Source organism: Alcanivorax sp. HI0044, from assembly GCF_001634945.1.
Genome location: NZ_LWEZ01000672.1, coordinates 1 through 537, shown reverse-complemented (window position 1 = coordinate 537; position 537 = coordinate 1). Strand labels below are relative to the sequence as shown.

Genomic DNA, 537 nt, shown 5'->3' with positions numbered 1-537 from the left:
TTTGTTATTCTCTTCGACGATTTCGGATAGGAAAAGTAGGCCCTAGAGTATGACAACAGAACAGGAAAAAGTAGGCCTCAACGCCTTGCACGAACGGCTCCACCGCGTATTACCGGCGGTGTCCCTGTCGTGCCAGGCATTGCCACAAACGCCCGCCCTGCGCCTGTGGCTGCTGGATGAGCTGTTCCCGGAGCAGGCGCTGGACCCGGAAATCGTCAACGCGATCATGGAAGAGCCGCCGTACTGGTCGTTCTGCTGGGCTTCCGGGCAGGTGCTGGCGCAGTATCTGCTGGATAATCCCGAGCAGGTGGCCGGCCGTTGTGTGGTGGATGTGGGCCCGGGTTCGGGGGTGGTCGCCATTGCCGCTGCCATGGCCGGGGCACGCAAGGTCATCGCCTGTGATCTGGACGAGGATGCGCTCACGGCCACGGCCATGAACGCCCGGGAGAACGGCGTCGAGGTGGTGCTGAGCAATGATCTGGACTCCTCCCTGGCAGAGGCGGACCTGGTGACAGCCGCAGATATTCTCTATGACCG

General features: G+C 61.6%; 1 protein-coding gene. It reads left to right on the top strand.

Going from position 1 to position 537, the window contains the following annotated elements:
- Nucleotides 1–49: 49 nt before the first annotated feature.
- Nucleotides 50–537 (top strand): methyltransferase (locus tag A3730_RS08195; protein ID WP_063537893.1); only part of this gene is annotated, 488 nt, incomplete at its 3' end.